25 protein-coding genes are annotated in these 20218 nt (G+C 69.0%); 14 read left to right on the plus strand and 11 right to left on the minus strand.

Annotated elements, in window-relative coordinates; translation table 11 throughout:
* Nucleotides 1-249: 249 nt before the first annotated feature.
* On the minus strand, nt 250-1272 hold the full coding sequence (locus tag WAB14_RS10735; RefSeq protein ID WP_340269686.1) for a hypothetical protein: 1023 nt from the start codon (nt 1270-1272) through the stop codon (nt 250-252).
* A gap of 406 nt (nt 1273-1678) precedes the next feature.
* Here WAB14_RS10735 and WAB14_RS10740 point away from each other — a divergent pair, with 406 nt between their 5' ends.
* Entirely contained in the window at nt 1679-2131 is a 453-nt protein-coding gene (locus WAB14_RS10740; protein WP_340269687.1) for a hypothetical protein, read from the plus strand.
* 280 nt (nt 2132-2411) lie between these two features.
* On the opposite strand, the gene WAB14_RS18240 is transcribed toward WAB14_RS10740, so the two are convergent.
* On the minus strand, nt 2412-2810 hold the full coding sequence (locus tag WAB14_RS18240; RefSeq protein WP_377003013.1) for a DUF4279 domain-containing protein: 399 nt from the start codon (nt 2808-2810) through the stop codon (nt 2412-2414).
* 114 nt (nt 2811-2924) lie between these two features.
* Here WAB14_RS18240 and WAB14_RS10745 point away from each other — a divergent pair, with 114 nt between their 5' ends.
* Both WAB14_RS10745 and WAB14_RS10750 read left to right on the plus strand, forming a co-directional pair.
* On the plus strand, nt 2925-3374 hold the full coding sequence (locus tag WAB14_RS10745; RefSeq protein WP_340269689.1) for a hypothetical protein: 450 nt from the start codon (nt 2925-2927) through the stop codon (nt 3372-3374).
* A gap of 167 nt (nt 3375-3541) precedes the next feature.
* The gene (locus WAB14_RS10750) at nt 3542-4108 is read left to right on the plus strand and encodes an HD domain-containing protein (RefSeq protein WP_340269691.1); all 567 of its coding nucleotides are present in this window, start codon (nt 3542-3544) and stop codon (nt 4106-4108) included.
* Here the strand turns inward: WAB14_RS10750 and WAB14_RS10755 are convergent.
* Both WAB14_RS10755 and WAB14_RS10760 read right to left on the minus strand, forming a co-directional pair.
* On the minus strand, nt 4076-4546 hold the full coding sequence (locus tag WAB14_RS10755; protein ID WP_340269693.1) for an NUDIX hydrolase: 471 nt from the start codon (nt 4544-4546) through the stop codon (nt 4076-4078). The genes WAB14_RS10750 and WAB14_RS10755 overlap by 33 nt on opposite strands.
* A 34-nt stretch (nt 4547-4580) precedes the next feature.
* Nucleotides 4581-5225 (minus strand): XRE family transcriptional regulator, encoded by a 645-nt coding sequence (locus tag WAB14_RS10760; RefSeq protein WP_340269694.1) that lies wholly within the window; start codon nt 5223-5225, stop codon nt 4581-4583.
* A gap of 413 nt (nt 5226-5638) precedes the next feature.
* Here WAB14_RS10760 and WAB14_RS10765 point away from each other — a divergent pair, with 413 nt between their 5' ends.
* The 4 genes from WAB14_RS10765 to WAB14_RS10780 all read left to right on the plus strand — a co-directional run bounded on the left by WAB14_RS10765 (nt 5639) and on the right by WAB14_RS10780 (nt 8734).
* Nucleotides 5639-6013: a hypothetical protein gene (locus tag WAB14_RS10765; protein WP_340269695.1), complete on the plus strand. Its 375-nt coding sequence runs from the start codon at nt 5639-5641 to the stop codon at nt 6011-6013.
* Nucleotides 6014-6286: 273 nt separating this feature from the next.
* Nucleotides 6287-7141 (plus strand): helix-turn-helix domain-containing protein, encoded by an 855-nt coding sequence (locus WAB14_RS10770; RefSeq protein WP_340269697.1) that lies wholly within the window; start codon nt 6287-6289, stop codon nt 7139-7141.
* A gap of 31 nt (nt 7142-7172) precedes the next feature.
* Entirely contained in the window at nt 7173-7355 is a 183-nt protein-coding gene (locus WAB14_RS10775; protein WP_340269699.1) for a helix-turn-helix transcriptional regulator, read from the plus strand.
* Nucleotides 7355-8734 carry a tyrosine-type recombinase/integrase gene (locus WAB14_RS10780; RefSeq protein ID WP_340269700.1) on the plus strand — a complete coding sequence of 460 codons (1380 nt, stop codon included), beginning with the start codon at nt 7355-7357 and terminating at the stop codon, nt 8732-8734. The genes WAB14_RS10775 and WAB14_RS10780 overlap by 1 nt, the downstream gene beginning before the upstream one ends.
* A gap of 105 nt (nt 8735-8839) precedes the next feature.
* Here WAB14_RS10780 and WAB14_RS10785 read toward each other — a convergent pair whose 3' ends face one another.
* The 6 genes from WAB14_RS10785 to WAB14_RS10810 form a co-directional block, all read right to left on the minus strand.
* Entirely contained in the window at nt 8840-9406 is a 567-nt protein-coding gene (locus WAB14_RS10785) for a hypothetical protein (RefSeq protein WP_340269701.1), read from the minus strand.
* 106 nt (nt 9407-9512) lie between these two features.
* Nucleotides 9513-9881: a hypothetical protein gene (locus WAB14_RS10790; protein WP_340269703.1), complete on the minus strand. Its 369-nt coding sequence runs from the start codon at nt 9879-9881 to the stop codon at nt 9513-9515.
* The gene (locus tag WAB14_RS10795) at nt 9878-10516 is read right to left on the minus strand and encodes a cupin domain-containing protein (RefSeq protein ID WP_340269705.1); all 639 of its coding nucleotides are present in this window, start codon (nt 10514-10516) and stop codon (nt 9878-9880) included. The genes WAB14_RS10790 and WAB14_RS10795 overlap by 4 nt, the downstream gene beginning before the upstream one ends.
* Nucleotides 10517-10711: 195 nt before the next feature.
* Nucleotides 10712-12148: a hypothetical protein gene (locus WAB14_RS10800; protein WP_340269706.1), complete on the minus strand. Its 1437-nt coding sequence runs from the start codon at nt 12146-12148 to the stop codon at nt 10712-10714.
* 13 nt (nt 12149-12161) lie between these two features.
* Entirely contained in the window at nt 12162-12503 is a 342-nt protein-coding gene (locus tag WAB14_RS10805; RefSeq protein ID WP_340269707.1) for a hypothetical protein, read from the minus strand.
* Nucleotides 12500-12841 carry a hypothetical protein gene (locus WAB14_RS10810; protein WP_340269708.1) on the minus strand — a complete coding sequence of 114 codons (342 nt, stop codon included), beginning with the start codon at nt 12839-12841 and terminating at the stop codon, nt 12500-12502. The genes WAB14_RS10805 and WAB14_RS10810 overlap by 4 nt, the downstream gene beginning before the upstream one ends.
* A gap of 235 nt (nt 12842-13076) precedes the next feature.
* Here WAB14_RS10810 and WAB14_RS10815 point away from each other — a divergent pair, with 235 nt between their 5' ends.
* The 3 genes from WAB14_RS10815 (at nt 13077) to WAB14_RS10825 (ending at nt 15876) form a co-directional block, all read left to right on the plus strand.
* On the plus strand, nt 13077-13472 hold the full coding sequence (locus WAB14_RS10815) for a MobC family plasmid mobilization relaxosome protein (RefSeq protein ID WP_340269710.1): 396 nt from the start codon (nt 13077-13079) through the stop codon (nt 13470-13472).
* Complete coding sequence (locus WAB14_RS10820) at nt 13472-15091, plus strand: relaxase/mobilization nuclease domain-containing protein (protein WP_340269712.1); 1620 nt, start codon at nt 13472-13474, stop codon at nt 15089-15091. Before WAB14_RS10815 ends, WAB14_RS10820 begins: the two co-directional genes overlap by 1 nt.
* 65 nt (nt 15092-15156) lie before the next feature.
* Complete coding sequence (locus WAB14_RS10825; RefSeq protein ID WP_340269713.1) at nt 15157-15876, plus strand: hypothetical protein; 720 nt, start codon at nt 15157-15159, stop codon at nt 15874-15876.
* Nucleotides 15877-16019: 143 nt separating this feature from the next.
* Here WAB14_RS10825 and WAB14_RS10830 read toward each other — a convergent pair whose 3' ends face one another.
* A complete protein-coding gene (locus tag WAB14_RS10830; protein WP_340269715.1) occupies nt 16020-16448 on the minus strand; it encodes a heavy metal-responsive transcriptional regulator in 429 nt (142 codons plus the stop codon).
* Nucleotides 16449-16504: 56 nt separating this feature from the next.
* On the opposite strand from WAB14_RS10830, the gene WAB14_RS10835 reads away from it, so the two are divergent.
* From WAB14_RS10835 to WAB14_RS10850, 4 genes are all read left to right on the plus strand, one after another.
* The gene (locus WAB14_RS10835; RefSeq protein ID WP_340269717.1) at nt 16505-16804 is read left to right on the plus strand and encodes a thioredoxin family protein; all 300 of its coding nucleotides are present in this window, start codon (nt 16505-16507) and stop codon (nt 16802-16804) included.
* Nucleotides 16797-17051, plus strand: coding sequence for a hypothetical protein (locus WAB14_RS10840; protein ID WP_340269718.1), 255 nt, complete (start codon nt 16797-16799; stop codon nt 17049-17051). The genes WAB14_RS10835 and WAB14_RS10840 overlap by 8 nt, the downstream gene beginning before the upstream one ends.
* Before the next feature lie 58 nt (nt 17052-17109).
* The gene (locus WAB14_RS10845; RefSeq protein WP_340269719.1) at nt 17110-18462 is read left to right on the plus strand and encodes a dihydrolipoyl dehydrogenase family protein; all 1353 of its coding nucleotides are present in this window, start codon (nt 17110-17112) and stop codon (nt 18460-18462) included.
* Nucleotides 18463-18583: 121 nt separating this feature from the next.
* Entirely contained in the window at nt 18584-19960 is a 1377-nt protein-coding gene (locus tag WAB14_RS10850) for an FAD-dependent oxidoreductase (RefSeq protein ID WP_340269721.1), read from the plus strand.
* Nucleotides 19961-20218 lie beyond the last annotated feature (258 nt).

Here is a 20218-nt window from a genome sequence, read left to right on the forward strand (position 1 = left end):
CGGCCTGCATCGGCGGGATACCGCTGAGCGATCGCTGACTGAGATGGCCCGTCTACGGCCGGGCGGTTGCCTTGCGCGACTGCCGCCGTTTGGCCAATCAAGACGCAGGTGACCGGCATGGTGCGGGGTCTGGCGTGCCCGTCGAGAGCCTGCGATGACCACCGGCGGGTCGGCGCTGCGACCAGAGTCGACGTCAGGGGCTCGCCCATCAGCTTCGTGCCCCTGCCCAACACTCGCCTGCGACGCAAGTCAGTCGTGCCTGGGGTAGACGGGGAGGGCACCCATTGGACCGCTCGGTGGACTCTCATCGAAGTCAACTTGCTTGCCCACCTGCGCGGCGACGTAAGCAAGACCCTCCTTGTCTAACGTCATTGTCTGCAGTATGCCACGAGTCGGCCATCCATCAATATACTCGTGAAAATGCGGGCGCTCGCCCCTGAGCTCCTCAATGTAGCGGGAGATTAGGGCTGCGGCCGCCGGCGCCTCAGGGTGCAACAAAGGGGTAAGTCGGTCTTGGAGGAGCCGGACCTCAGTGTATGCCTGTGCCGTCAGCTCAAAGAGATCCAGCTCGTCGACAGTCTCCCGAACTTCCTGTCGGACCGCGCCGTTCGTGCGAGTCGTGATGAACGCAGATTTCTTGAGTTCCGCTCTGGCCTCGGACTCTCGGGTTACGCCGTCAGCAGCAAGTCGGGCGGTCATGTGGAGAGTCACTAGATCGCGAGCGCCATGCAGAAAGGAGTTTCGCATCGCATACGCGAGGCGATAGGCGAAGCTTCCTTCGTAGGTCGCGGAGAATTCTGCCTCGACGCGGGCCGTCAACTTCCGATCACCGTCGCGACGGACCCTGGCCAAGACATCCTCATGGTACAACTTGAGGGCGGTACTGAAGCCGATGATCCGAAACTCAACTAGCGCCGGCATAAACTCGTGGGGACGAGTGTCCATGCGCACCTGCCTCAACAATTCATTCCTGGCATTGCACAGATCGCCCCAAGAAAAAGCAAGGAAGGCATCAAGACCGCGCGTGACCTGGTATACCTCGCGGAGCGCTTCCTGAACAGCCTCGCCTTCCGCTCGGGTCAACCTTCGGACCTCGGTCCAGTTGAAGACTCCGTCGACCGAACGGTCATAGCGGTAGAGCGCCCACACGACCTCAAGGGTTGGCTCCCCGTTGGCATCGGTAGGCAGCTGCGACCGCTGCTCAGGAGGTAGCTCCGCGAGCAAGCGCCTCAGTTCCGCCCGAAGCGCCATGTCATCCGGCTGCCCCGACATGACGTCATCTAACCCGGTGGCGGGGACGCCGGACGCCGCGTTCGACGAAATTGAGTTGTTGCCGTGGGTCGCCTACCGCTGCGGTAGCCGGACCGCACTTCACGAGCCTCGAGACGACGTGCGAGTTGCGCAACACCGCCGGCCCTTCGTGGCTGCTGCATCAGGCCCATGTGTCTAGGTCAACAACGGCTCGCCCGCCCGTCCCACCGGGGATCGTCAACTGGTTGCCTAGCGCCGCCGGGAGGGAGGACACGAGGCAGCCAGGGCGCACGATGCCCATGGTGACGCTCCGCGCGGCGCCAGACGAGCTGCGCGGGAGGCGAGAGGGACTGCGGGCGATTGGACCTTGTGATGCTTCGCACGAAGAACGGACCACGTGACGGGGCGAACCAGGCACCCTGTTCTCATGGGCCACGCGAAGCGAGCGCTGGGCAGGTGGGGACACGCCCTCACGGTCGCGCCGACGTGGGTGGCGCTGCGTGCGGTGATAGCTGCCGGCATCTTTGTCGTCTGCCTGCTCTTGCTAGTGACGGTCGTCGGCAACCTCGCCCAGCTCGCCATCTACGGTCAGGACGAGGCACGGGTCGTGAGTTGCGCAGGAGACACCTGCACGGTCGATCGGGCCGGGACTGAAGCGACCGTCACTGTCATGTCGCGACCGCTTCCACCGCCGGGCCAAATGAGCAACGTGGCGCTAGGTCCGGATGGTGAGCCGCGACGGCTCATCGCCCTGGCTGACTACCTCGCGGTTCCGCTCCTCTTGTTCTTCCTCCTCGTGGCTATCGCGATGGTGCGTGAGGCGTTGCACTGGGAGAGCGGTGCCGAGGAGGCTGGACCGCTGGCTCAGGCCCCGCAGTAGCGAGTCGCTGTCGAGGCGACCCCATGGACCGTCCAAGCCGCCTGGGCTACCTCATCCCATCAGCCGACCGACTTCCGGCGACGAAACCAGTAGCGAGTCAGCGGCCGAGTGGCTCGAGCCAGCCGTCCAACAACTGATCGCTAGCCGGGATGCACATCCGGCTCAACTGGCCACTGATCACTGCCAGGCCGCTAGCGATGCCAGGCGATAGGGCGCTCGTGAACTGGGTCAGCGAGGTCAGAAGCTCCATTGCCTTGCGACGCTGGCCGATGCCTGGCGATTAGGGGGAGACGTCTCCTGCGTCGTCCGGGTAAACGTCGAGCCACAGCTCGCCAGGTAAGGTCAGAAGTCGTTGCAGGGTTCCTCGGTCCAGTTCGACCGCGTGCTCAAGTGAGTGAGAGCCGACGTAGCAGAACCAGTTCGCCTCGTGACCGGCGCGGACGAACTCCCAGAGCGCTTCGGCGACAGGCTCCAGTCGGTCCATGACGCGGTGCAGTTGGACGGTCAGCTCAACGTCGTCTTCCGGCCGGGGACCGCTGGCAATGGACCAGAGCGACTCCCTTCGCCCCCGCCCGACAGCGTCCCCGCCCGCGGCTGCGTCGTCCGAGGGGACGCCCAGGCGCTCAGCCAAGTCACCAGCGGTCTCACTGCCGTCGCCCCATAGTCGGAACGTCACCATCGTTCTCGCGTTCCCATTGTCGTCTGCCTCGGCCGCTGCCCTGCTGAGAATCCCGCGGCCTATCACCGGCGACCAATGTCGAGCAAGCGATTCGCTACGAGCCACAGTGTCCGTGTGAGGTCATGCACGCCTTTGCCCGACGACCAGTACCTCCGCAAGGTCGGCCTCGTCGCCTACCTCGTCTCATCGCTCGAGGGCCTGCTCCTCTTCGACCTCCCTCGCTTACAGGCCGCCGTCCCTCCTCAACTTGCTGTCGACCGCCTCGCGGGGAAGACCACGAAACGGCTGGGCGAACAGCTCGTCGAGTTCGCGCCTGCTTGCGCGACCCACAACGTCGCGGCCTACCTGGGAGCCGGCGGCAGAGCGCTGGTGGAAGTGGCGCCGAAGCGCAATGCCCTTCTGCATGCGCGTCCAGCCACCGACGAGCAGGGCCGGACGCGGCTCTACCGATGGCGTCTGCCGGAGGCGCACTTCATAGACGACGTCTGGCTGGACCGCGTAGTGCAGCGCATCGACGACCTGCACACCGAGGTCAACGGTCTTCGTCCTCAGCTGCCCGACTAGCTGAGGAGGCCTGCAGGCGTTCCGGTTGCCGACCCTCCTGCGGGAGACGTGCTGGCCAGCGGCTCGGGCGCCGCCCTCGTGGGCAGCGGCGTCCCGCTTGCCCCGTCCGAGCTGGCGCTTCGCAAGGGAGCGTGGAACGGGACGGACACCTGGGTACCGTGGCGAACATGACCCAGCCGCTCGGCGATGCCCCCGGGGTCGCCGCGCGCTGGCTGCAAGCCACCGGCGACCGATGGCGACACGTGCAGGCGGTGGGCCAGCGGGCGGAGGCTCTGGCTCGTGACACGTGTGTCGTCCCGGCGACCGTCACCCGCGCCGCCTGGCTGCACGACATCGGTTACGCACCCGTGCTCGCCGAAACTGGCTTCCATCCCCTTGACGGCGCTCGGTACCTCGCCGGGCAGGGCGAGAGCGACGCGGTCGTGGCCCTGGTGGCCCATCACTCCGGGGCGCGGTACGAGGCGGACGAGCGGGGGCTGGCCCACGAGCTAGCAGCGCTGCCGGACCCTAACCTTGACGACCTCGACATGCTGACTTTCCTCGACCTCACTACGAGTCCCCAAGGGCAGGTGGTGACCGTCGAGGAGAGGCTGTCCGAGATCCTGTCGCGCTACGGAGAGGACGACCCCGTCCACCGAGCGGTTACTCGTTCACGCGACGAGCTCGTGGCCTCGGTCGAGCGCGCGAAGGCAGCCCTCCGGTCAGCCGATGTGGGGACGCGACTGTACCTGTAGCGCGTGAGCGACCCGCTGGCGCATCGACGGGTGCATGGGCAGCTCGTCGACCCGCGAGACGTCGACCCACTCGACGGCCTTGCTCTCGCTGCTCGTCCGAGCTTCCCCACCCACGAGCTTGGCGCGGAAGCAGATGGAGAACTGCTGGCGTACCTCGCCGTCGTCGTAGGCCATGACGTGCCGGGGGTTTGTGTACGTGCCGACGATGTCGGTCACCTCGACGTCGTAGACGGTCTCTTCCTTGACCTCGCGGACCACCGTGTCGCTGATGGACTCGCCCACCTCGTGTCCGCCACCTGGCAGGGCCCAGAGGTCATTGTCGGTTTTGTGAATCAGGAGCAGCCGACCGTCCTCGTCGGTCACGGCCGCGACCACCGACGGGACGACGCTGTTCGCCGCCGGGGCGTTCGGGTCGTCGATGTAGTCGACACGGGCCATGGACCGAGGGTAGGGGCGGCGCTGGCCGGAGCCGCTAGTCGGCAGACACGTCCGTCGCCTGCTCCCAGGCCCGCTCGAACGACTTCATGTACGTGCTGAACAGCCGGCCACCCGGCAGTCGCCGAAGGTGGAGCACCGGAGACTGGCTCGCCGCTGCACCGTACGTGTGCGGGTTCGCCAGCAACGTCTCGTCGAAGCGGAAGATCGACGCGTACAGGGTGGTGTTGTGCTGGCGAGCCGACAGCCCGGGCGTGCCAAGGACGCTCTGCAGGTAGTTCCAGGTGAGGCGGCACCGGGCGGAGAGGAGGTCCCCGATGCGTTCCTCGGCGCCTCTGCGCTCGACGGCGTCGCCCTCGGGGTCGCCGAAGAGCAGGCGTACCTGCGCGCCGCGTCGAGCCGCTGCTGCGATGCGCTCGTCGAACTCCGGGATGGCGTCATGGAGAAAGCTGCCGGCGAAGGCGAGCACGTCGATCGCCTCCGTCGCGTTGTCGATGAGTGACGCCCAGGTGTCGATGCTGACCGAGCCGCGGTTCGGGTAGAGCGCGACGAACTCCGCCTGACTGGCGGACTCGGCCCGCTGGCTCGTCGCCGTCTCCGGCCAAAGGAACAGGTCGTCCTCACCGAGAAGCTGGGCGACGGCGAGACGGTGCCGCTGATGCGGGACCCGACCGGCGCTCACCCACCGCTCGACCGTCTTGCGGTCGACGCCGACCGCTTCGGAGACGCTCGCCAGTGACAGCCCACTTCCAGTGATCGCTGCGCGCAGCCGCTCGTTGCTGTCCGACCGGGATGCCATAGGACGTTTATACCGCGACAGGACGTCCCAAAGCGTCCCGTTGCGGGGTGTCGCCGTCCCATTCCTCACCGATGTCATGGCTGTCCGGCGGTCATCGAGGAACGCGAGAGGACCACGGCCAGCGACGGACACATCGAGCCGCGCCGGGGACGAGCAGGGGAGACGACCATGCAGCAGCCGGCGAGATTCAGGCCCGCACTCGTGCGTCACAACCACGACTGCACGGCGGGGTGCCGATGCATTGCCTCAGCGGTGCGTCGCTGCGCAGGCTGCTCACGGCCAAGGGGCGCCGGGGCATGAGCACGACGGCCGGGACGGCCGGTGCGCCCCCGAGCGAGTGCTCCGCGTGGCAGGCCACTCGCACTCCGCCCATCGCCGCGGGTGCGCTCGACAGCGTCGAGCTGCTCCGCTTCGAGACGAGCGACGCCATCACGCTGGCCGAGGACGTGCTGGACAAGACGCGCGCCCTGCAGACCTGGCTGCGCTCGCTCCCGGAACGGCACGCGTCGGCGGATCTGCCGGGACCACCCATCGACGATGAGGTGCGCGCCGTGGCCGGCGCCGATCTCTCGACCGACGCCGTCGAGTGGCTCCTGCTCGCTCTCGACGAGCTGGCGGGCCGCCTCGAGGCCGAGTCGCAGCCACTCACCAACAAGGGCCGACGGTCGTGACGGCGCCGGTCGTGGCTCCGGCGTGGCTGTACAGGTGCGGCTCCTGTGGCCGACCGATCTCGACCCCGTCCCAGTGCCGTGCGTGCGGACCGCACCTCGGTGTGTCGATCGTCGGCTGCACCGAGTGTCGACGCTGCCGCACGTTCGCCACCGAGGTGGCGGATGTGGTCGCCCAGAAGCACGAGCGGGCCCGGGGGCACCGGACGTGGGTCGTGCTGGACCAGAGCCTGCTGACTCTGTGCCCGAAGGTCCCCGCATCGTGAGGCGGCAGCCGTGGCCATCCGCCTGATGACGGCCGTGTGGGACGACGAGTCGCTCCCGAGAGGCGACGTGCTGCTCATGCTCGCCCTGGCCGACCATGCCAACGACGAAGGCGCCTGCTTCCCGTCCATCAACAGGCTGGCCCGCCGCACCCGCTCCTCCCCGAGCACCGTGCGCCGCCACCTGCGGTCGCTTCGAGAGGCCGGACGGCTCACCGTCGACGCGCGGGAGGGGACGTCAAACCTCTACCGCATCGTGCTCCGCGGTGCGGGCTGGGCGTATGGCAACGGGGCGGTCGGCGCCCCCTATCAGCCCGACACCCCCCTGCAGAACGACACCCCCCGCGGACTGACACCCCTGTCGCCTCGTGACCGGGGTACCCCTGCCACGGCTGTGGCAGGCCGGGGTGTCAGAGCCGTGGCACCCGAACCGTCCCGAAGCCCCAGTGGATCCGACCGGTACGCGGTCGAGCAGTCGCCCGTCGACCTCACGCCTGAGACGTCGGTCGGTGCGATCGGTGCAAGGCAAGCCCCAGGCACATCTCGGCGCCTGGCCGCGCCGGAGGCGGCCGCGTGGGCGGCGACGAAGGCGGAGCTCGTCTCCCGGTTCCCGGACGTCGCCTGGCGGGGCTGGTCCGACCGCCACGACGCCGAAGCGGAGCGCCACCTCGCTCGCCTCGGCGCCGACGTCCTCGTCCGCGTCGCCGGCCGGCCCAGACGTCCAGACCTCTCTCTCGCCTGGCTGAAGCGCTGGGAGCACGAGCCGGCGACTAGAGCCTCACGACCAACCCAGCGCTGCACGGACCACCACGTCACCCACCACGGCACCTGCCCGGGCTGCCGCGCCGACCAGCTAGCCGCTCGATGACCGCGACGACGCGGCCACGGAAGGACACCCCATGAGCCGAACCACGCACCTGTCCGTCGCGGAGGTCTGCGCCGAGCTCGGCGTCTCCCGCTCGACCTACTACGACTGGCGCGCGAAGGGACGCGGCCCGCGCTCGCTCAAGCTCCCGAACGGTGAGATCCGCATCCGCCGCCACGACTTCGAGCAGTGGCTCGCCAGCTGCGACGAGTCCTGATGGCCGGGCCCGGACCCATCGACACTGACTGCTACGACGTACGCGTCTTCGCCATCTCGCGCACCGTGCGGAAGACGGTTGTGACGTACAGGGTCCGTTGGCAGGTGGGTTCGCGCCGTCACTCGCGGACCTTCACTAACCGGGCCTTGGCGGACAGCACCCGCTCGATGCTTATGGCGGCGAGCAGAAGGGGAGAGGCGTTCGACGTCGACGGCGGCCTTCCCCAGTCGCAGGTCGCGCGAGAGCGGGGCCTCACATGGTGGCGCTGGTCCATGACGTACGTCGAGCTCAAGTGGCCGTCGCTCGCGCCCATCTCACGCCGTTCGCTCGCGGAGGCGCTGGTCGACATCACGCTGCACCTGAGCCGCTCATCGCAAGGCCGCCCACCGTCAGCTGACCTACGACGGGCGATGTTCGCGTGGGCGTACCACCTTCAGAATCGACAGGCGGGCGAGGCGCCAGCCGACTTCGGAGAGGCACTGCGGTGGCTGGAGCGCGCCTCTCCCGCCATGTCGGTGCTCGAGGACCCACCCACCGTCCGCGGTCTGCTCGACGCCCTGTCCCGTCGCCAGGACGGCCGGCCCGCCGCACCGACGACGGTGTCTCGCAAGCGTGCCGTCCTCCACAACGCCCTCGAGCTCGCCGTCGAGCACCGCCGCCTCGACAGCAACCCGCTGTCGAAGATGAGCTGGAAGGCGCCCCGGGTCGACGAGACGATCGACGCACGGTCCGTGCTCAGTCCTGCGCAGGCACGTGCCCTGCTGGCGGCCGTCGACGCTCAGGGGCCGCGGGGGCGGCGCCTGACCGCCTTCTTCGCCCTCATGTATTACGGGGCCCTCCGGCCGAGCGAGGCGACCGCCGTGACGCTCGACGACCTCGAGCTGCCGGAGACCGGTTGGGGACGACTGCACCTGTCCAGGAGCGACGCTGAGGTGTCTGGCACGTGGTCCGACTCCGGGCGACGGTCGAGCCGCCAGCTCAAGCACCGGGCGCAGGGCCACGTGCGGCTGGTGCCACTCGCCCCTCCGTTGGTCGAGCACCTTCGAAGCCACATCAAGGAGTTCCACGTCCGTCCCAGTGAGCGGCTCTTCCGAGGCGCCTACGGCGGCACGATCAACGCCGCCACGTACACGGACGTGTGGCAGCGAGCCCGGAAGGCAGCCCTGTCGCCGGCCGAGCAGGCGAGTCCGCTCGCCAGGCGGCCCTACGACCTCCGGCACACCGCGGTGTCAACGTGGCTCGCTGCCGGCGTCGACTCCGCGCAGGTTGCCGCCTGGGCCGGCCACAGCGTCGCCGTGCTGCATCGGGTGTACGCGCACGTCGTCGAAGGGCGGTCCGAAGTTGCGCGAGCCCGTATCGAAAACATGTTGGCGGAGTGACTGGTGTAGGTGCGACCGCGATTGAACGGATCACGCCCTTAGGCTGACAACAGCCCTCCGCAAGGCTTCACCGCTTCAGGGGTGTTACGACTCCACGAAGTTGTTCTAGCGTGCTGGAACTCGTCCCGCAACCTCGACGAAGAACGGTGTCTTCGCGACTTTGCGCAAGGTTCGGTCGTTGACTACCTGCACAGATCGGGACGAAGGCCGCTTAGCAATTTTGTGTGAAGCCAGGATGCTGACATAGGTAGGGAAGCCCCTCTCAAGGGCCAAGGGTTGCTGGTGGAAAGACACACGGCTTCGAAGGATGCCTGCCGCCCAACTACCGCCATGACCTATGGCGAACTTCCCCGGCGAACGTTCGGCCAGCCTGCGACGCTCGGTCTCGGCGGAGGATCGCCGAACCTGGCGCTCCAAGATCGAGATGTTGGCTCGAAGCGCTTCCAACTCTTCGGTGACCTCGTCGGTCATAAGCGCAAGACCACGTGAAGATTCGGTGCTCGACGATGCTGTCACTGGCAGATCCTGCTTGTCGACAAGGTCGATAAGCCAAAGTGGTACGGGCATGCCAACGTGCTCATCCCGGGTGAGCCGGATTTCGCGTGCTAGCTCGGCGGCCTGACGATCAATTCGAACATACGTCCACAGGGCCACGCCCGTCAGTACGGTCACAGCCGCCAGCGCAAGCGCCACAGTCAGCACGAAACCTCCCAAGATAGCACCACCTGAACCTCCTGCTTGCGGCGACACGCCAGGATACTCGACCGGCGCCGGGAGGTCACGATCGTTGCCCGATCAGCTCAGTGACCAGCGCGTTCAGCCCTCTGACCTGCGTTCGCATGTCCTGTCTGTGCTCAGTGCAATGCTCTCGCAGGGAGGCAAAGCGCCGCTCTGCCGCATCCGCTGAGCGCTCGGACTGTTGCCTCACGTGCTCCATGGCGGCGAGAGTAACTTCCGACCACTTTTCATTGTTTTCACGGTTGCCGCTACGTATTTCAGCCATTGCATCTCGCAAGTCGCTGCTGCTGGCGCTGGCCTTGCGAAGTCCAAGCAAGTTCAATCCGCCCGCAAGCAGCGCGAAACCAGCCGTGGCTAGTTCCACCCATGGGAGTGCCGATGCTGCGGCCGAAACCTGTTCTGCGCTCATGGCGTAAGTCCTTCGGCGTCGGTGCCGATGAGGCGAGTACGTGGGATGAACTCCCTTGCTTCGGCAAGTCGTCGCTTCGCCCGCTCTAGGGCACTAGACAATTCTTCGAAGGATTCGAGGTCAAACTGGAAGACCGCGACATTGCCGGTGACCGCGGCCTCGTCGAACGCCAGTCGCGCGAGGAACACCGGGACTAGTAGTACGCCGTCCCCTGGTTCGTAGACAGTTCGGAAGTCTAGTTGGACGGAGCTAGCTTCGAGTATTGGAAGAGCGGTGTTTCTAACCCCCTCGACAAGCCGCGTCATTTTTTCGCTGGGCGTGTCTTCGAGTAAAGCCCGCGTCCGTTCGCGAGCAATCGCACGCTTGTCCTCCGGAAACAGGTGCTCTAGGTCGTCGATAACTTGGTCGATGCCGTCTATATTGCGTGCCGCAACGAGGGCCTCGGCAGTCGCAAGTGCGACAATCATGCCCATCTCGGTCGTGTGATCGCTGTCTTGTTCGTAAGTGTTGACTGGCGGTGACGGGTCGTCCAGCCGCGCCCTTACTTTCTCATATAGCGGCCCGTCAGACGTCAGGATCGCGGTCAGTGCTTCGCGGAACGACGGCGCTCGCCAGAGATCGGCCAGCTGGCTCACGAGACGGCTCCTGATCTTGCCATGCGCCGACTGTAGGTGCCCAGGGCATGCTCCGCAGCGTATTGCTGTCGAATGTCGTGCCCGCAGTGTCGAACTGTAGCCGCAAGCAGTTTCGAGGGGCTCTGAGCGAAGGGATCGGCCCGGGCTGAACAGCGCATAGGTGGGCTGCTTCAACCCCCTCCGCGGGAGACAGTCCTACGGTTCGAGCACGACAACAGGGCGGCCAGCGACTGAACGCGGGCTAGCAGGTCGGTCGAGCGACTTGCTCGGTAAGCGGCTCGGGACGATGGCACGTGGAGGCTGCCCGAGCCGAGCGAGTGCGAGGGCCGCTCTCGCCTCGCCCGCCGGGAAGGGGTTGTGCCCAGCCGTCGTCGCGACCCCATGGGCGGTAGGGCGCGTGTCCCGTAGGCGCATGACCACGTCGGGAACGTCCGCGGTGGCCGACGGCGTGCGCACGACCCACAGCACGCTCGTCGCCCGCTCGTTCGGGTTCGGCACGAGCCATGACCCGGAGCCGAGCTGCCGGAGCGCCGTGCGTTCAAGAGCGTCGATCAGAGCCGGCTGACTCCTTGCGAGGGCAGCCGCCACCCGACCCGCGTCCTTGTGCGACGGCTGCATCGCCGACACGAACGACAGGACGGCCTGGCTCTGGAGGAGGGCGCGGGTGTCACTGCGGGGCTCCACAGTTGCCAAGGCGCGCGGAACAACACGGCTGAGTGTGTCGAGGTGCGACTTTGCGGCGTCGGCGACCGACGGGTCGTCGGCGAGGCGGACGACGTGCTGCATGAGCCGCGCCTGGGCGTGGACGGCCAGCACGAAGTCGCGTGGGCTGATGACGCTGGAACGGTTGAGAAGCTCCGCGATGGCGGCTTGTGCGTCGGGCACGTGCGCGGGATGGCGAAGCGGGGCCGGGCGCATGACCGGCTGCCTCAGTGGGCCGACGTCCGGCAGTGGGCCCTGCTGCGCGATGGAGAGGACTCGCTCGCCCGCAGCCCGGAGTCCTTCGACCGCGGCCGTCGCGTACCGATCGGACAGCTCGGCGGGTGACACGGCGAGGCGCTCGTGCAATGCGCTCGACATGCGACTGGCCGCGCGCGAGATGTCGAGATCGAGCAGGGCAGCGGCCTGGCTCAGCGCCGCCACGTCGGCCATCACGGACCACGCCTGGTGCTGCTGCGGGCGAGATTCTGGATCCGCTGAGCGCCAGGCGTGCCCGGCCAGGGTCGCCGCCTTTACGAGGGACTGCCAGGCGGCCGACGTACCCGGTGCCGCTCGTGTCGCCATGACGTTGGAGACGGCGATACCCCCGGAGACGGTGTGCCTTTCCAAGGCGTCGCCGAGCGCACGGACCGGGTCCCGCTCCAGCAGCTCGATGGACGGCGCCGCCGGCAGCCGCTCGCGCTCGCGCTGTGGCCGCGCGGTCAGGTCACGGTGGACCTCGCGCAACAGCCGGATAAGCGCTCCGTGGCCAGCCAGGGTCAGCTCAAGGTGTGTGGGAGTCACCGGCTCCTTGGCGGCTAGGAGTCGCGCGACGTGGTGGCCCACGGCGTGCCACGACTCGCTCCACTGCTGGGCGCCCATCGCGGGGGCAGGACCCTGCGGTGGCCTGCCTGTCGAGTTGTCGTTGGCCACGGCCGTCTTCTACCTACTCCCCGCGCGAGGAAGACGGCGGGGCGGTCTCTCGCAGGGTTCGAACCGCCATGCCCCACTGCACCGAGCGTGACGGTGAGGGCGCGGCTTCCTGCTCGATAAGCCGCTCCAGGGCGTCAGCGGCGTCGTGGGTCGCACGCTGCCACGTACCGCTGCGGACGTCCCGCGGTTCGATGGGTGCGTACGGAGGCGCGACGTCGAGCAGTGCGCCGTAGACGTCGGCGATGACGAGACGTGCCTCGCTCGGTACGTCGTCCCGCTGCAGGACGCCGTCGAGGAGGGCGACTGCGTTCCGCAGCTCACGCGGTGCCTCCTGCGAGTCGCCCGTGGCGCTCACTGCTCGTCCTCGCTCTCGGGCGCGCGGTCGTCGGCGGCCTCGGGCCCACGACTGGCCTTCGCTGGTGCTGACGCGGCAGCCCTGGTGCGCGGCCGTCCAGGCAGGCGGACCTTCGGCACGTCGAGGCCCACCCGCTTGAGCTCGTCCTCCGTCCAGCCAGCCCGCAGTGCAGCCGCCCAGGCGCCGGCGTCCTCGCGCTCAGCACCCGCGAGCGCAGCGCTGGCGTCCAGGCGTCGCTGTCGTGCCTGCGCGAGCAGGCGCACCGCGGCGACCTTCTCGTCCAGCAGCGCACGCGCCGCCTTCTCGACGTGCGCGGTGTCGACCGTCGGTACCTTCATGGCCGACAGCCTACGTAAACTGTTATCCACAGCGCTAATCCGTGTCGACTGTTGTGAACAGCCTCGCCGGCCGCCCACCCTGGAGAAGAACGCACAGCCAGGAGGGAGCGGAGCAAGCTATGCACTTGCGTGCCGTAAGCGGTCGAGGCGCTCACGCCGGCCTCACCCGTGCCGTGCCGGGGGGCACGGTCCCCGTGGCCGGGGTCGCTGCGCTGGGCCTGAGAGATCGCGTCGGATGACCGGCGCGACGTCTGGTGCCGGTGCGCTGCGGCGCCGCCGTCGCGCCAACGTGCCGGGTGGCCGGCACCACTCCCACCGGGTGCTTGTGACCCCGGAGGAGGAGGCAGTCCTCGTCCGGCTCGCGGAGGCCTCGAGGGTGACGGTGCCGAGGCTGCTCATCGAGGCAGCGATGAGCGGCGGCGGTGAGACGCCGACGGAGCGCCGCGACGCCGTCGCGGGCCTCTACTCGGTCCGGCGGCTGCTTGCCGCCGTCAGCAACAACGTGAACCAGCTCGCGCGTCACGCCAACTCGGGCTTCGGCTTTCCCGATGAAGCCGCGGCGACGCTGGTGGCCGTGCGGCGGGTCGTTGTGCGGATTGACGCGGTCGTCGAGGCGCTGAGCGAGCCGTGATGCCGAACATCACCCGCGGCAGCCGCATGGGTGGGTTGTTGGCGTACCTGCAGGGCCCGGGGCGAGCGAACGAGCACACGTACCCGCACCTGGTTGCCGGCGACGTGTCCGTCATGACGTGGCACGGCACCGCCGTCCTCGATCGCCCCACGGCGCTTGCCATCGCCGCGCAGCTCGACCAGCCGCGCCGCGCCTTCGGCGTCGAGGTCGCAGGAGGGTCGGTGTGGCACTGCTCGCTCAGTCTTCGCGCGGACGAGGGCCAGCTGAGCGACGAGCAGTGGGCAGAGATCGCGCGCGAATTCGTCGAGGGGATGGGCTTCTCGGACGAGACCCGCACCGACGAGGACGGTCAGGTCGTAGGACGAGCGGGGTGCCGTTGGGTGGCCGTTCGGCACGGGGTGTCCGCAAACGGCAACGACCACGTGCACCTCGCTGTGTCGCTGGTGCGGGAGGACGGCACGAAGGCGTCCGTGTGGAACGACCGGCGCACTGCCCAACGAGTCGCCGGCGAGCTCGAGGCCAAGAACGGGCTGCAGGTGCTGGAGTCCCGCGCGGTCGGTCGAGGGGGACGTGGGTACAAGCCGGCGGAGCTCGCGACCGCGCAGCGTCGGGGTGAGGTCGAACCGGCGCGCGCGGCGCTCGCCCGCGCGGTGCGGGCCCATGCCGGCGCCGCAGCGGACGAGGCCGAGTTCGTGCGTCGGCTTCGCCGCGGTGGGCTGCTCGTGCGACCTCGCTACGCGGCGGGTCGAGACGACGTCGTAGCCGGGTACTCGGTCGCCCTACGCCCCACCGGGGGTGCGAAGGGGACGGCGGCCGAACGTCCCGTCTGGTACGGCGGCGGCCACCTGGACAAGGACCTCAGTCTGCCTCGACTCCGGCGGGAGTGGCCGGACACTCCGACCGGCGCGAGCGAGGCGGTGGCGGAGTGGAATGCCGCGCGCCGCGGCGCCCGCCTCGTGCGGCCGGGGCGGGAGACACGGGAGCCGGCTCCGCGACTGTGGCAGGAGTACGGACGCGACATCGCGGCGCTTCGGGAGCGGCTCCGGCAGGTGTCCGTGACTGACCGCGCGGCGTGGGCGCACGTCGCGCACGAGACCGCAGGTGCGCTCGCCGCATGGTCGCTGCGTGTCGAGCAGACCCCCGGGCCGCTCGCCGAAGCCGCGGACGCGCTGGCTCGGTCGGCACATGTCAGGGCGGCCGACGTACCCGCGTCGCGCCCTGCCGACGTCTCGGCGGTCAAGGGCGCGACTCTGCTCCTTGCGTCGCTCTCGCGCGGCGGACGAGGGTCGGTCGCACAGGCGATCCTGCTGCGACAGCTGATGAACCTCGCCAAGGCGATTCACGACGCTCATGTGGCCGTTGGTGAGGCGCAGCGCGCTGCGCAGGTCGCCGCGGTGGCGCGTCAGCAGTTGCGCCAGGTCCAGTCAGGCCTGCCTGCGGTGCGCGCGGACGTTCAGGTCAGCAAGACAGCTGCCAGACCGGCGCGAGTGACCAGCGTCAGTCCGACCGCGTGGGCGAGCGCCGCGGTCGGTCTCCCGGGCTCTAACCCAACGAGCATCAAGCACCGTCGTGTCACGGCTCAACCTTCTGCTGTGGCTGACACCGAGGTCGGGAGGTAGCGCGCCGCGGCAGTGGTGGAAGAGGAAGCCGAAGGCGACCGACGCGCTCACGATGGAGGAGACAGATGTCTCAAGACACCGACGGCATCGATGACGCACTTGACGGCGCGGTACGCATCGCGCTGACGCTGGCCAGCCAGATGACGGCGAGGCTCGCCCGGGAGCGCGAGCGTGCCGCCCAGGAGGCCCGCGGTGTTGCCGACGCCGAGACGCGCGAGACCCAGGCGCGTTTCGCTGCGGAGCGTGCAGCCGCCCGTGCTCAGCTCGCGCCGGTCGAGCGCGACGCCTGGTGGGAGACCGCCACGAAGAAGCAGGTGGCTGAGGCGCTGCAGACGGCTGTGAACTGGCAGGCCGTTGACGCCCGAGCAGCGGCCGCGGTCGAGATGATTCACCGCCAAGTGCTGCTGCGAGACGGCGTTCGCACGGATCAATGGCTTCGGCAGCCAGACCGCTCCTCGGCCAGCCGTTCCGTGACTGCGCAGAGCGCGCCCGCCGCCGATTCCGGCGCGCAGCTGGCGGAGGCCAGGCGCATTCCGGCGGACAGCGAGAACAGCGAGCCTGCCGTCGCTATGCGCGACCGGCGCAGCTTCGACAGCCCCGACCGACGGCGAGAGCGCGCACATCGCCTGCGGGTACGAGGTCACGATGCGGCGACTGTCGCCGCCGTGCTGTCCGCGGACGTATCGCAGGCACGGCCCGCGATCGAAGCCGCCGTACCCGCCGCTGCCTCCGCGAGCCGCCTCGCGGCGCCCCCACGGCCACAGCAACTGGAACTTCGGCCATAGGCGAGGGACGACGAGCCAGTCGGGGCACCCGCACGGGACGCCCGTCCGGTCGGGTCATGCGGCACGGTGGCGCCCAGGTGGATGGACGTCGAGCGGTCGAACAGCATGTTCCCGTTGATGGGTCGGTTATCGGACACCGCGGGTCAGGTGTCACCTGTTGGCGCGAGGGTCGTGCCGGCGGGGGCGATGATGTGGCAAATCGTGGTGTCGGTGCAGTCGGCGGGGTCAAGTCGGTCGCTGAGGCTTATGAGGCCTTCAAGCTCGGCCTCGAGGATGGCGAGCTCGCGTCGGCGGGCCCGGATGCAGTCCAGCTTCGTGTGGAGCAGGGAATCGACGTGACCGCACGGGACGGTGCCCTCGCGACGCAGCTGGAGGATGCTGGCGATCTCGAGCAGGGTGAGTCCGGCGGCTTGTGCGCTGCGGATGAACGCGAGCCGGGCCAGGACCGGGGTGTCGTACTCGCGGTAGCCGTTGGCGCCGCGCTGCGGCTGGGGCAGCAGACCCCGGCGTTCGTAGAAGCGAATGGTCTGCGTCGGCACGCCGGCCGCGGCTGCGACCTCTCCGATGCGCATGAGGTCGACTCTACGACTTGACCTTGTACCGCGGGTCAAGGTTTAGCGTCGTCGGTATGGAGATCACGCTGCTCTACTTCGAGGACTGCCCGAACCGGAAGGTCGCAGAGGAACGGCTGGCTGTTCTCGCCGCCGAGCGCCCGGGCATCCGCGTGAGCCGCCACCTGGTCAACACCCCGGAGGAGGCCGAGCGCACCCGGTTCCACGGCTCGCCCAGCATCAAGGTCAACGGCGTGGACCCGTTCGCCGCGCCCGACGCCAAGGTGGGCCTCTCGTGTCGCCGGTTCGCCACGCCGGACGGGTACCAGGGCGCACCCACGCTCGATCAGCTGCGGGCGGTCCTGGCCGATGCGTGACCGGATCGCCACCGTCGGGCCGATCGCCGCGGTCGGCGCCGCACTGGGACTCTGCTGCGGACTGCCGATCCTGCTCTCGCTGGGGGTCCTGGGCGCGATCACCGGACTGTCCCTGCAGAGCTGGGCCCTGGTCGGGCTCGGGGTCGGGCTGACCGCCTTCGGGTGGGTACGGATCGTCCGGGCCGACGGCTCGACGGGTCCCGCACTCAGCCGGGAGCGGGCGAGCCCGTGGCTGCGGCGACGGTGAGGACCGCCACCAGCAGCAACACCGACAGCAGAAGCACCGGCAGCAGGGAGTACCGCTCATGAGCCAGCACTTCGACCTGATCGTCATCGGCGCCGGCATGGCCGGTGTCGCAGCCGCGCACAAGGGCGCAGCCCAGGGATGGCAGGTGGCCATCGTCGACGCTCTGCCCTACGGGGGTACCTGCGCGTTGCGGGGCTGCGACCCGAAGAAGATCCTGCGACGGGGCGCCGAGGTCATCGACAGCGCGCGCCTGATGCGCGGCAAGGGCATCGACGACACCGGTCTGTCGATCAACTGGGCGGACCTGATGACGCACAAGCACGGCTTCACCGACTCAGTCCCCGCCAGCATGGAAGACGGGCTGAGCGGCAGCGGAGTCACCGCCCTGCACGGCCGCGCGAAGTTCACCGGTCCCCGCCAGCTGGACATCGACGGGTCGGCCTACGACGCGGAACGGTTCCTGGTTGCAGCCGGCGCACGGCCCCGGCCCCTGGACTTCCCCGGCCACGAGCACCTCATCGACAGCACCGACTTCCTGGAGCTGCAGGAGCTGCCTTCCCGGATCCTGTTCGTCGGAGGCGGCTTCATCTCCTTCGAGTTCGCCCACATCGCCGCCCGCGCGGGCAGCTCGCCAGTCATCGTCGACCGCGGCGAACGACCGCTGAAGGGCTTCGACCCCGACCTCGTCGAGCTCCTGGTCGACCGCGGCCGACAGGTCGGCGTCCAGCTGCGCCGCACCACCACGATCGTCGACGTCCGACCTGCCGGCGGTGCCTTCGAGGTCACCCTCGCCCACGACGGCGTCGAGGAGACGGTCGAGACCGACCTCGTGGTCCATGGTGCGGGACGCGTCGCGGGACTGGCCGACCTGGGCCTGGACGCCGCCGGCGTCGAGTGGGGCGAGCGGGGCCTCCACGTCGCCGCGCACCTGCAGAGCACGACGAACCCGGCCGTCTGGGCCGCCGGGGACTCAGCCGACACCGACGGCATGCCGCTCACCCCCGTCGCCGTCTTCGAGGCCAAGGTCGCCGCCTCCAACATGATCAAGGCCACCACCACGGCGCCGGAGTACAGCGGCATCCCCACCGCGGTCTTCACCATCCCCGAGCTGGCCCGCGTCGGCATGCTCGAGTCCGAGGCCCGTGAGCACGGCATCGACCTCGCCGTCCGCTACTCCGACACCAGCGGCTGGTACTCCAACTACCGCATCGGCGAGACCACCGCAGCCGCCAAGATCCTCATCGACCGGTCGACCGACCAGGTCGTCGGCGCCCACCTCCTCGGCCCGGAGTACGGCGAGCTGATCAACACCCTCGGCCTGGCCATCAAGCTCGGCCTCACCACCCGCCAGCTGAAGTCCGCCACCGCCGCGTACCCGACCGTGGGCTCCGACCTCGGCTCCATGCTGTAGGCGACCGCCTCAGGGACGGCTGTGACCCGTTGGGAAGCAGGTGCTCTCTCCGTGGTTCCCATGGCGCGTGTGGTGCCCAGGGCCGTAGGGCATGGCGAGAGGTGCCCTACGGTCAGTCGCCATGGGACGGCGGGTGATCGTGATCGGTGGCGACGCCGCCGGTGCGAGTGCCGCGTCTCAGGCGAAGAAGCGGCAGCCGGAACTTGACGTGGTGATGTTCGAGCGGGGCCGGGCGACGTCGTACTCCGCCTGCGGGATCCCGTACTGGATCGGGGGCACGGTCGGTAGCGAGGCCGAGCTGATCGCCCGTAGTCCCGACGAGCACCGCGCCGCCGGTATCGACGTGCGGCTGCGCACCGAGGTGACCAGCATCGAGCTGGACCGGCGGGTGGTGTTGTGGCGGGACGTGCAGGGCGGCGGCACGGGAGCCGAGCCGTTCGACGAGCTGGTCTACGCCGCGGGCAGCGTTCCGATGCGCCCACAGGTACCGGGGATGGGCGCGGCCGGCGTGTACGGGGTGCAGACCCTCGACGACGGTGCCGCCCTGCGAGCGGAGCTCGACAGCGGCCGGGTGCGGAACGTGGTGGTGGTGGGCGGCGGCTACATCGGCCTGGAGATCGCCGAGGCCTGCCGGATCCGCGGCCTGCAGGTCACGGTGGTCGATCGCTCCGCCACGCCGGTGGGAACGTTCGACCCGGACATCGGGGCGTTCATCGCTGACGCGGTCCGCGGCGTGGGCATCGACCTCGTTCTGTCCGACGAGGTCGTCGCCGTACAGACCAACAGCCACGGGCGGGCCCGGGCCGTGGTGACCGCCAGCGGACGGGAACTACCCGCCGACCTGGTCGTGCTGGGCCTCGGTGTCCGGCCCAACGTCGGGCTCGCGCAGCAGGCCGGGATCCCGCTGGGGACCTCGGGCGGGATCGCGGTCGACGTCCGCATGCGCACCACGGTTGACGGGGTGTGGGCGGCCGGGGACTGCGTGGAGTCCCGGCATCGCCTGTCCTCCCAGCCGGTGGTCGTGGCGCTCGGCACGCACGCGAACAAGCAAGGCCGCGTCGCCGGCATCAACATCGGCGGCGGGTACGCCACCTTCCCCGGCGTGATCGGTACCGCGATTACCAAGGTCTGCGACCTGGAGGTGGCGCGCACCGGTCTGTCCAGTCAGGAGGCCCTGGCCGCCGGGTACTCGTTCGTGACCGCCTCGGTCGACTCCACCACCAAGGCCGGCTACTTCCCCGGCTCCCAGCCCATCCGCGTCAAGATGATCGCCGAGCGACGCAGCGGACGGCTCCTCGGCGCGCAGGTCGTCGGCCGGCAGGCGGCCGCCAAACGCATCGACGCCCTGGCGGTCTGCATCTGGAACGAGATGACCGTCGACCAGATCCTCTCCCTGGACCTGGCGTACGCGCCGCCGTTCGCACCGGTCTGGGACCCGGTGCTCATCGCGGCACGCAAGGCCTTCGAAGCCGTCGAGGCCGACGTCGACCACCTGTGACCCTGCTTGCGCCGACCCGCGACACAGGGTCCACGCGGTCGTTCACACATTCGTGTGAAGGTGAGCTGACCCCTGTCAGGCACCTGGTTCAGGGGCGGCGCGGCGGTGCCGGGGTGGATCCCTGCCTGCAGATCTACAGTTGACGACTCCGTGTTGAGGAGCATTCTGGTCGTCCGCTGGACGAGAGAGCAGGTTCGACCGATGAGCAACGAGACTGGCTCCGGGCTCACCTGTGGCTGCTGCGGGCGGGCTGATCGT

Source organism: Aquipuribacter nitratireducens, assembly GCF_037860835.1.
GTDB classification, from domain to species: Bacteria; Actinomycetota; Actinomycetes; order Actinomycetales; family JBBAYJ01; genus Aquipuribacter; species Aquipuribacter nitratireducens.

Coding starts and splice junctions, on each gene's coding strand:
- WAB14_RS10735 (WP_340269686.1), bottom strand. CDS start 1,272: ATGTCGGGGCAGCCGGATGACATGGCGCTTCGGGCGGAACTGAGGCGC.
- WAB14_RS10740 (WP_340269687.1), top strand. CDS start 1,679: ATGGGCCACGCGAAGCGAGCGCTGGGCAGGTGGGGACACGCCCTCACG.
- WAB14_RS18240 (WP_377003013.1), bottom strand. CDS start 2,810: ATGGTGACGTTCCGACTATGGGGCGACGGCAGTGAGACCGCTGGTGAC.
- WAB14_RS10750 (WP_340269691.1), top strand. CDS start 3,542: ATGACCCAGCCGCTCGGCGATGCCCCCGGGGTCGCCGCGCGCTGGCTG.
- WAB14_RS10755 (WP_340269693.1), bottom strand. CDS start 4,546: ATGGCCCGTGTCGACTACATCGACGACCCGAACGCCCCGGCGGCGAAC.
- WAB14_RS10765 (WP_340269695.1), top strand. CDS start 5,639: ATGAGCACGACGGCCGGGACGGCCGGTGCGCCCCCGAGCGAGTGCTCC.
- WAB14_RS10775 (WP_340269699.1), top strand. CDS start 7,173: ATGAGCCGAACCACGCACCTGTCCGTCGCGGAGGTCTGCGCCGAGCTC.
- WAB14_RS10780 (WP_340269700.1), top strand. CDS start 7,355: ATGGCCGGGCCCGGACCCATCGACACTGACTGCTACGACGTACGCGTC.
- WAB14_RS10790 (WP_340269703.1), bottom strand. CDS start 9,881: ATGAGCGCAGAACAGGTTTCGGCCGCAGCATCGGCACTCCCATGGGTG.
- WAB14_RS10810 (WP_340269708.1), bottom strand. CDS start 12,841: ATGAAGGTACCGACGGTCGACACCGCGCACGTCGAGAAGGCGGCGCGT.
- WAB14_RS10815 (WP_340269710.1), top strand. CDS start 13,077: ATGACCGGCGCGACGTCTGGTGCCGGTGCGCTGCGGCGCCGCCGTCGC.
- WAB14_RS10820 (WP_340269712.1), top strand. CDS start 13,472: ATGCCGAACATCACCCGCGGCAGCCGCATGGGTGGGTTGTTGGCGTAC.
- WAB14_RS10825 (WP_340269713.1), top strand. CDS start 15,157: ATGTCTCAAGACACCGACGGCATCGATGACGCACTTGACGGCGCGGTA.
- WAB14_RS10830 (WP_340269715.1), bottom strand. CDS start 16,448: ATGCGCATCGGAGAGGTCGCAGCCGCGGCCGGCGTGCCGACGCAGACC.
- WAB14_RS10835 (WP_340269717.1), top strand. CDS start 16,505: ATGGAGATCACGCTGCTCTACTTCGAGGACTGCCCGAACCGGAAGGTC.
- WAB14_RS10840 (WP_340269718.1), top strand. CDS start 16,797: ATGCGTGACCGGATCGCCACCGTCGGGCCGATCGCCGCGGTCGGCGCC.
- WAB14_RS10845 (WP_340269719.1), top strand. CDS start 17,110: ATGAGCCAGCACTTCGACCTGATCGTCATCGGCGCCGGCATGGCCGGT.
- WAB14_RS10850 (WP_340269721.1), top strand. CDS start 18,584: ATGGGACGGCGGGTGATCGTGATCGGTGGCGACGCCGCCGGTGCGAGT.